This window comes from Streptomyces sp. NTD91 (assembly GCF_059510455.1).
In genome coordinates this window covers 1-7,852 of record NZ_JCAJZW010000095.1, presented here as the reverse complement: position 1 = coordinate 7,852, position 7,852 = coordinate 1, and the positions used below count along the sequence as shown (strand labels likewise).

Here is a 7,852-nt window from a genome sequence, read left to right as displayed (position 1 = left end):
CAGCAGGAACGGCGGGATCTTCAGGGCGACCAGGACCCAGCCGAGCCTGGTGGTGTCGGACCACCAGTACAGCGGGAAGAGGATCGCGCACTTGGCGAGCAGGATGAGCCCCCAGGCCCAACTGGCCTTGGCGTAGGCCTTCTTGCGGCCGGGGTTGCGGGTGCGCCAGGAGAGGTTCTCCTTGAAGACCGGGCCGAGGATCAGGCCGATCAGGGGCACCCCGGCGAGGGTGGTGACGATGTACGCCAGCGCCAGGCCGAGCGTGTAGAGCATGCCGGGGAGGTAGAAGTTCTTGGCGTTTCCGGTGAACATCGCGAACACGACGCCGAAGGCCACGCCGAACACGCCGCTGAAGGCGTGCTTCACGGTGTCCTTCATCGCGAGCCGGACGACGACCAGGACCAGGGAGACGGCCAGCGCGGCGAGCGCCGACACGTGCAGGTTCTTGTTCACCGTGAAGATCGCGACGAACAGCAGACCCGGCACGACCGTCTCCACCATGCCGCGGACACCGCCGAACGCCTCGAAAAGCGCTGCCTCGGTCACCGCGCGAGCGTCGTCCGACGTGTTCTGGTCGGTGCCTTCGGTCGGCTTGTCGAGGGACGTCACCGGCTACTCCCGTCCGAGGGGTCGCAGTTCGTATTTCGGGTTGAACAGCACCCGGCGGCCCCGGCTCATCGAGATCCGGCCCGATGCGATCAGCCTGCGTCCCGGCTCTATGCCCACGATGGAACGCCTGCCGAGCCACACCACGTCCAGCGCGGCGGTGCCGTCGAACAGCTCGGCCTCCAGTGCCGGGACCCCGGCCCGCGGACGCAGGGTGACCGTGCGCAAGGTACCAGTTACGGTGACGATCTGCCGGTCGTGGCAGTCGCCGATCTTCGTACAGCCGGCCGTCTCGGCGTCCTCGCGCAGTTCCTCGGACTCCAGGTCCTCCTGCGACGAGGAGAGCCGGTCGAGCATGCGCCGGAACCGGCCGGCCGGCTTTTCGGAACGAGGAACAGCACTCATACCTGAAGCGTACCGGGGCTCACCGACACCGCCGTAGCCCAGCTCACTTCGCAGGGAGTCTCACTTCTCGAACCGGTATCCCATCCCCGGCTCGGTGACGAAGTGCTTCGGGTGCGACGGGTCCGTCTCCAGCTTTCGGCGCAGCTGGGCCATGTACACCCGCAGGTAGTTGGTCTCCGTGCCGTACGACGGGCCCCACACCTCCTGCAGCAGCTGCTTCTGGCTGACCAGCCGGCCCGTGTTGCGGACGAGCACCTCCAGCAGGTGCCACTCGGTCGGGGTGAGCCGGACGTCCCTGCCGGCCCGGTTGACCTTCTTCGCGGCCAGGTCGACGGTGAAGCCCTCGGTCTCGACGGACGTCAGGTCGTCCTCGCCGGGCCCGGCCGGCTCGGCCCGGCGCACGGCGGCCCGCAGTCGGGCCAGCAGCTCGTCCATGCCGAACGGCTTGGTGACATAGTCGTCCGCCCCCGCGTCCAGCGCCTCGACCTTCTCGTCCGACGAGTGCCGGGCGGACAGCACCAGGACGGGCACCCGGGTCCAGCCGCGCAGCCCCCTGAGCACGTCGACGCCGTCCATGTCGGGCAGGCCCAGGTCGAGCACGACCACGTCGGGGTGCCGGGAGGCGGCGATGTCCAGCGCGGTACGGCCGTCGGACGCCGCGTCGACCTCGTACTTGCGCGCCTTGAGGTTGATCACGAGGGCGCGCACGATCTGCGGCTCGTCGTCGACCACGAGCACCCGGGTCATGGAGTCGTCTGCCTTTCTGGTTCCGCGATGTCCGGGCCCCCGTCCAGGGGCTCGGGTCCCGATCCTGCCGCCCGCAGGCTCAGGACCATGGTGAGTCCGCCACCGGGCGTGTCCTCGGCGTGCAGGGTGCCGCCCATGGCCTCCGCGAAGCCCCGGGCGACCGCGAGGCCGAGCCCGACCCCGGCGCCGCGCGGGGCGTCACCGTACCGCTGGAAGGGCTCGAATATCCGGTCCTTGGCGTCGTCCGGCACACCCGGCCCCCGGTCGACCACCCGCACCTCGACCCGGTCGGCCATGGCGCTCGCCGAGACCAGCACGGCCCGTCCCCGCGGGCTGTACTTGACGGCGTTCTCCACCAGGTTGGCCACGGACCGCTCCAGCAGCCCGGGGTCGGCCTCGACCATCGGCAGGGTCTCGGGCACGTCCAGGCCGACGCTGTCCTCGGGCACGCCGCCGAGCGCCATCGGTACGACCTCGTCCACGTCGATCTCGCGGATCAGCGGGGTGACCGTACCGGTCTGCAGCCGGGACATGTCGAGGAGGTTGCCGACGAGGTGGTCCAGCCGGTCGGCGCCCTCCTCGATGGCCTCCAGCAGCTCTGCCCGGTCCTGTTCCGACCATTCGACGTCGTCCGACCGGAGCGAGGTCACGGAGGCCTTGATGCCGGCCAGCGGGGTGCGCAGGTCGTGGCTGACTGCGGCGAGCAGGGCGGTGCGGATGCGGTTGCCCTCGGCGAGCGCGCGGGCCTGGTCGGCCTCCTCCTGAAGGCGGCGGCGGTCCAGGGCGACGGCGGCCTGCGCGGCGAACGCCGCGAGCACCCGGCGGTCCTCGGCGGGCAGCACCCGGCCGGTGAGCGCGAGCGCCAGGTGGTCGCCGACGGGCATGTCCACGTCGGCGTCCTCGGGCCGTTCCAGGGGCCGCCCGTATCCGGCCCGCCCGGCGCAGCTCCACGGCTCGACGTCGCTCGCCCGCTCCAGCAGCGCGGCCGACTCCATGGCGAAGGTCTCCCGGACCCGCTCCAGCAGTTCCTCGAGGCTGGTCTCGCCGCGCAGCACGTTCCCGGCGAGGAAGGAGAGGATCTCCGACTCGGCGCGCAGCCGGGCGGCCTGGTGAGTGCGCCGGGCGGCGAGGTCCACCACCGAGGCGACCGACATGCCGACGCCGAAGAAGATCGCGATGGCGACGATGTTCTTGGGGTCGGCGATGGTGAGGCGGTGCAACGGCGGGGTGTAGAAGTAGTTCAGCAGCAGCGAGCCGAAGGCCGCCGAGGCCAGCGCGGGCAGCAGCCCGCCGAGCAGCGCCGCCGCGACGGTGACGGCGAGGAACAGCAGCATGTCGTTGGCGAGACCGAGGGCGACAATGTTCAGCAGCACCGCGAGGACCGCGGGCGCCACCAGGGCCACCGCCCAGCCCCAGACGATCCGGGCCCGCGCGAGCCGTCCGCTCCGGGCCACGGGCAGTCCGCGGCCCTTGGCGACCTCCTCGTGGGTGACGATGTGGACGTCGAGGTCGGGTCCGGAGTCCCGGGCGACCGTGGCGCCGACGCCGGGCCCGAAGACGTACTGCCAGGCCTTGCGGCGCGAGGAGCCCAGCACGATCTGGGTGGCGTTGACGCCGCGCGCGAAGTCGAGCAGCGCGGCGGGTATGTCGTCGCCGACCACATGGTGGAAGGTTCCGCCCAGGTCCTCCACCAGGGTGCGCTGGACGGCCAGTTCCTTCGGGGAGGCGGAGGTCAGCCCGTCGCTGCGGGCTGTGTACACGGCGAGCACCTCGCCGCCGGCGCCCTTCTCGGCGAGCCGTGCGGCCCGGCGGATCAGGGTGCGCCCCTCGGGTCCGCCGGTCAGCCCGACGACGATCCGCTCGCGGGAGCCCCAGATCCTCGAGACCCGGTGCTCGCTGCGGTAGGCGGTCAGGTACTCGTCGACCCGGTCGGCCACCCACAGCAGCGCCAGCTCGCGCAGGGCGGTCAGGTTTCCGGGCCGGAAGTAGTTGGACAGGGCCGCGTCGACCTTGTCCGGCTTGTAGATGTTGCCGTGCGCCAAGCGGCGGCGCAGGGCCTCGGGCGACATGTCGACCAGTTCGATCTGGTCGGCCCGGCGCACGACCTCGTCCGGGACGGTCTCGCGCTGCCGCACTCCCGTGATCGACTCGACCACGTCGCCGAGTGACTCCAGGTGCTGGATGTTGACGGTGGAGATCACGTCGATCCCGGCGGCGAGCAGGTCCTCCACGTCCTGCCAGCGCTTGGCGTTGCGGGAGCCGGGGACGTTCGTGTGGGCGAGTTCGTCCACCAGGGCGACGGCGGGCGCCCGGCGCAGCACGGCGTCGACGTCCATCTCGCCGAAGACGGCCCCCCGGTAGTCCAGCTGCCGGCGCGGCACCTGCTCCAGGCCGTGCAGCATCACCTCGGTGCGTGGCCGGCCGTAGTGCTCGACGAAACCCACGACGCAGTCGGTGCCCCGCTCCACACGGCGGTGCGCCTCGGAGAGCATGGCGTAGGTCTTGCCGACGCCCGGTGCCGCACCGAGGTAGATCCGCAGCTTCCCGCGTGCCATGGCTCCATTGTCTTCCCGTGACTCCTGCCTGCGCTGCGTCGACCCTACGGCCAACAATCACGACAAACGGGACAGGGGGGGAGGACTGGCGGGCAACTTTGACGCAACCCTGATGAGCGCTCCGCGCAGCCGGCCGGTTCAGTGCTCGACGATCTCGCCGTCGTGCAGTTCCAGCACCCGGTCGGCCAGGTCCAGCAGGGTCGCGTCATGGGTGGCGACCAGCGCGGTGACCTGTTCGCCGCGGACGACGGCCCGCAGCAGCTCCATCACGGCGTGCCCGGTCTCGGCGTCGAGCTGGCCGGTCGGTTCGTCGGCGACGATCAGGGCCGGACTGTCGGCGAGGGCGCGGGCGAGGGCGACCCGCTGCTGCTGGCCGCCGGACAGCTCGCCGGGCCGCCGGGCCGCGTGCCCGGCGAGACCCACCAGGGAGAGGAGCAGTTCCACGCGCTCCTCGCGCTCGCGCGGGTCGGCGCGGCGCAGCCGCAGCCGCAGCGGTACGCCGACGTTCTCGGCAGCGGTGAGGATCGGGATGAGCCCGAACGACTGGAAGACGAACCCGATCCGGTCCCGGCGCAACCGCAGCAGCTCGCTCTCGCCCGGCTCCCCCAGCCGCAGCCCGTCGACCTCGACCTGCCCGCGGTCGGGCGTGTCGAGCCCGCCGACGATGTTCAGCAGGGTGGTCTTCCCCGACCCCGAACGCCCCTTGAGGGCGACGGGTTCCCCCCGCCGCACCCCCAGGGAGACGCCGCGCAGTGCGTGGACGGCGGCGGCGCCGGTGCCGTACGACTTGTGGACGTCCTCGACGCTGACCATGGTCTCGGTGATCACATCGCTCACAGCGCCCTCCCCCGTCGGCCGGGTCCCGGTATGGCGTCCCGCGAGGGACCCGGGACAGTGCCGGATGTGCGGCTACCGCGGTGGGGGCGCGAGCAACCACAGCGACCCGGCAACCGGCGACGGAGGACTCGCCCCGCGGCGCGCCCGCGCGAAACGGGCCGCGCCCGCGAAGGCACGGCCCGTGAAACCCCGCTGATCCCAGCGGAGCGTCTATCGGACTTCCGTGATCTCGGGCCCCCGCTGCAGCTGCCCCATGCCACCGGAGAAGCGCGAGCCCTCCTCCTGCTGGACACCCTCGGGCACCATCTGCGCGTCGTTCGGCAGCTTGAGGACGATCGGATCGCGGGGTGCCATCGGGCCCTCGCCGCGGACCACGACCGTGTCGCGGAAGATCTGCTCCAGCAGCCCGGCCGCCTGCGGCTGCACCGCGCCCTGCCCGGAGATCACCCCGCGCAGGAACCAGCGCGGGCCGTCCGCACCGACGAACCGCACGACCTGGAAGCCTCCGGTGCCGTCCGGCAGCTGCACCGGCACCTGGGCGCGCAGCTCCCAGCCGAGCGGGCCCTCGACCTCGTCGACGATGCCACCCTGCTGGGTGATGCCGGAGGCGATCTCCTCGCGGACCTCGCCCCAGATGCCCTCGCGCTTGGGCGCGGCGAAGGCCTGGAGCTGGACGGCGCTGTCGCGCAGCACGACGGTCGCGGCGACGATCGCGTCACCGGCGACCTCGACCCTGAGTTCCATGCCGTCGACACCCGGCACGAACAGCCCGCCCAGGTCGACGCGGCCCTCGGCCGGGTCGCGCACCTCGCTGCTGTCCCACGGCCCGTCGGGCCGGGGCCCGGGCTCCAGCCGGACGCGCTCGCGCTCGGCCTCCTCCACCTCGTCCGCCTCGGTGTCGACGCTGTCGACGACCTGCTCGGCCTCGCCGGCCGCGTCCTCGGCGGCACCCTTCTTCTTGCGACGTCCGAACACGTCACTGTCCTTCCCGGTCGGATACGACCGAAGCGTATCGATTCCCACCCGTCGGACCGCCCTCGGCGGCCTGACCGCTTGTGCCGCTCTCGCCGTCCACCGCGGCATGACCGCCGGTGGACCCGAAGCCCCCCTCGGCCCGCGCCGAGCCGGGAAGTTCCGCCACCTGACGGAAGCGGACCCTCTCGACCTGCTGGACGACCAGTTGGGCGATCCGGTCGAAGCGCTCGAACCGCACGGACTTCCGCGGGTCGAGATTCACCACGATCACCTTGATCTCTCCACGGTACCCGGCATCAACCGTCCCCGGGGCATTCACGAGGGCGACACCGCAGCGGGCGGCGAGACCGGACCGCGGGTGCACGAAGGCCGCGTACCCCTCCGGGAGGGCGATCGACACACCTGTGGGCAGCACGGCCCGCTCACCGGGCTTCAGCTCGCACGCCTCGGTGGTCCGCAGATCGGCTCCGGCGTCCCCCGGGTGCTCGTACGCCGGAAGCGGTACGTCGGGGTCCACCCGCCGGATCAGTACGTCGAGGGGGTCACGGCTCACGGGTTCACCTCGAAGGCCCGGGCACGCCGGATCTGGTCCGGGTCGCTCATGGCGGCCTGGATCTCCTCCTCACGGCCGTGGTCGATGAAGTGGTCGATCTTGACCTCGATGAACAGGGCGTCGGCGCGGACCGCGAGGGGACCGTCGGGGCCGCCGATGCGTCCGGTGGCCGTGGAGTAGATCTTCCGTCCGGCCACGGCGGTGACCTCCGCCTCCAGATACAGCGTGGTGCCCACCGGGACGGGCCGCACGAAGTCGGTCTCCAGCCGGCCGGTGACGGCGATGGTCCGCAGCAGCCAGTTCAACGAGCCGAGGGTCTCGTCCAGGGCCGTGGCCAGCACACCGCCGTGCGCGAGGCCCGGGGCGCCCTGGTGGGCGCCCTGGACGGTGAACTCGGCGGTCAGCGAGACGCCGTCACCGGCGCGTGCTTCCAGATGCAGTCCGTGCGACTGCCCGGGGCCACAGCCGAAACAGTGTTCGTAGTGGGCGCCGAGGAGTTCTCCGGGCGCGGGCGCGTCGGGGTGCCGTACCGGTTTCACCGCATCGGCGGGAGGCTGAAGAGCTGCGGAACTACCACTCACAGGCGCAGACCTTACCCGCCCGCCCGTCCCCCACCACCGCCCTGCTCGACGGCGCTGCGCCCGGCTCCCCCCTGATGGCGGCCGGACAGGGATCCCGTGCCAAGCTTGGCCTCATGCAGCTCTCCGCCACCCCTTACGAAGAACGCCTCACCGCCCCCCGCTCGTGGTGGCTGATCAGCTTTCTCGTGGGTGTCTCCTTCGCTCTGATCCTGCTTCCGTTCGGCACCCTGCCGCTGCTCGGCGGCCTGGTCGGCGGTACGGCCGCGGCGGCGGTCGTGGCCAGCGCGTACGGCTCGCCGCGCATCCGTGTCGTGAACGGCTCGTTGATCGCGGGCGAGGCGAAGATCCCGGTGTCGGCGCTGGGCGAGGCGGAGGTGCTCGACGCGGAGGAGGCCCGCGCCTGGCGGACGTACAAGGCCGACACCCGCGCCTTCCTGCTGCTGCGCGCCTACATTCCCACCGCGCTGCGGGTGGAGGTCACGGACCCGCAGGACCCGACGCCGTACCTGTATCTGTCGACGCGGGAGCCGGAGAAGCTGGCGGCGGCGATCGAGGCTGCACGCACGGCGGACGCCTGAGCGGCCCGTTCGGCA

Annotated in this window: 9 protein-coding genes; 1 reads left to right on the top strand and 8 read right to left on the bottom strand. The window is 71.9% G+C overall.

The features are described from left to right. From AC5WRT_RS38485 to AC5WRT_RS38450, 8 genes are all read right to left on the bottom strand, one after another. Positions 1 to 609 (bottom strand): DUF3159 domain-containing protein (locus AC5WRT_RS38485; RefSeq protein WP_496101077.1); only part of this gene is annotated, 609 nt, incomplete at its 3' end. Between the two features lie 3 nt (positions 610 to 612). Continuing rightward, positions 613 to 1,011: an OB-fold nucleic acid binding domain-containing protein gene (locus AC5WRT_RS38480; protein WP_496098848.1), complete on the bottom strand. Its 399-nt coding sequence runs from the start codon at positions 1,009 to 1,011 to the stop codon at positions 613 to 615. Between the two features lie 60 nt (positions 1,012 to 1,071). Further along, positions 1,072 to 1,758: a response regulator gene (locus tag AC5WRT_RS38475; RefSeq protein ID WP_496098849.1), complete on the bottom strand. Its 687-nt coding sequence runs from the start codon at positions 1,756 to 1,758 to the stop codon at positions 1,072 to 1,074. Beyond that, positions 1,755 to 4,313, bottom strand: coding sequence for an ATP-binding protein (locus AC5WRT_RS38470; protein ID WP_496098850.1), 2,559 nt, complete (start codon positions 4,311 to 4,313; stop codon positions 1,755 to 1,757). The genes AC5WRT_RS38475 and AC5WRT_RS38470 overlap by 4 nt, the downstream gene beginning before the upstream one ends. 138 nt (positions 4,314 to 4,451) lie before the next feature. Beyond that, positions 4,452 to 5,150, bottom strand: coding sequence for an ABC transporter ATP-binding protein (locus tag AC5WRT_RS38465; RefSeq protein ID WP_496098851.1), 699 nt, complete (start codon positions 5,148 to 5,150; stop codon positions 4,452 to 4,454). Positions 5,151 to 5,360: 210 nt separating this feature from the next. Beyond that, complete coding sequence (locus tag AC5WRT_RS38460; protein ID WP_496098852.1) at positions 5,361 to 6,125, bottom strand: DUF3710 domain-containing protein; 765 nt, start codon at positions 6,123 to 6,125, stop codon at positions 5,361 to 5,363. Position 6,126: 1 nt separating this feature from the next. Next, entirely contained in the window at positions 6,127 to 6,678 is a 552-nt protein-coding gene (gene dut / locus AC5WRT_RS38455; RefSeq protein ID WP_496098853.1) for a dUTP diphosphatase, read from the bottom strand. Beyond that, positions 6,675 to 7,259, bottom strand: coding sequence for a PaaI family thioesterase (locus AC5WRT_RS38450; protein WP_496098854.1), 585 nt, complete (start codon positions 7,257 to 7,259; stop codon positions 6,675 to 6,677). The genes dut and AC5WRT_RS38450 overlap by 4 nt, the downstream gene beginning before the upstream one ends. Positions 7,260 to 7,372: 113 nt before the next feature. Here AC5WRT_RS38450 and AC5WRT_RS38445 point away from each other — a divergent pair, with 113 nt between their 5' ends. Then, positions 7,373 to 7,837, top strand: a complete 465-nt coding sequence (locus tag AC5WRT_RS38445) for a DUF3093 domain-containing protein (protein WP_496098855.1) — start codon at positions 7,373 to 7,375, stop codon at positions 7,835 to 7,837. Positions 7,838 to 7,852 lie beyond the last annotated feature (15 nt).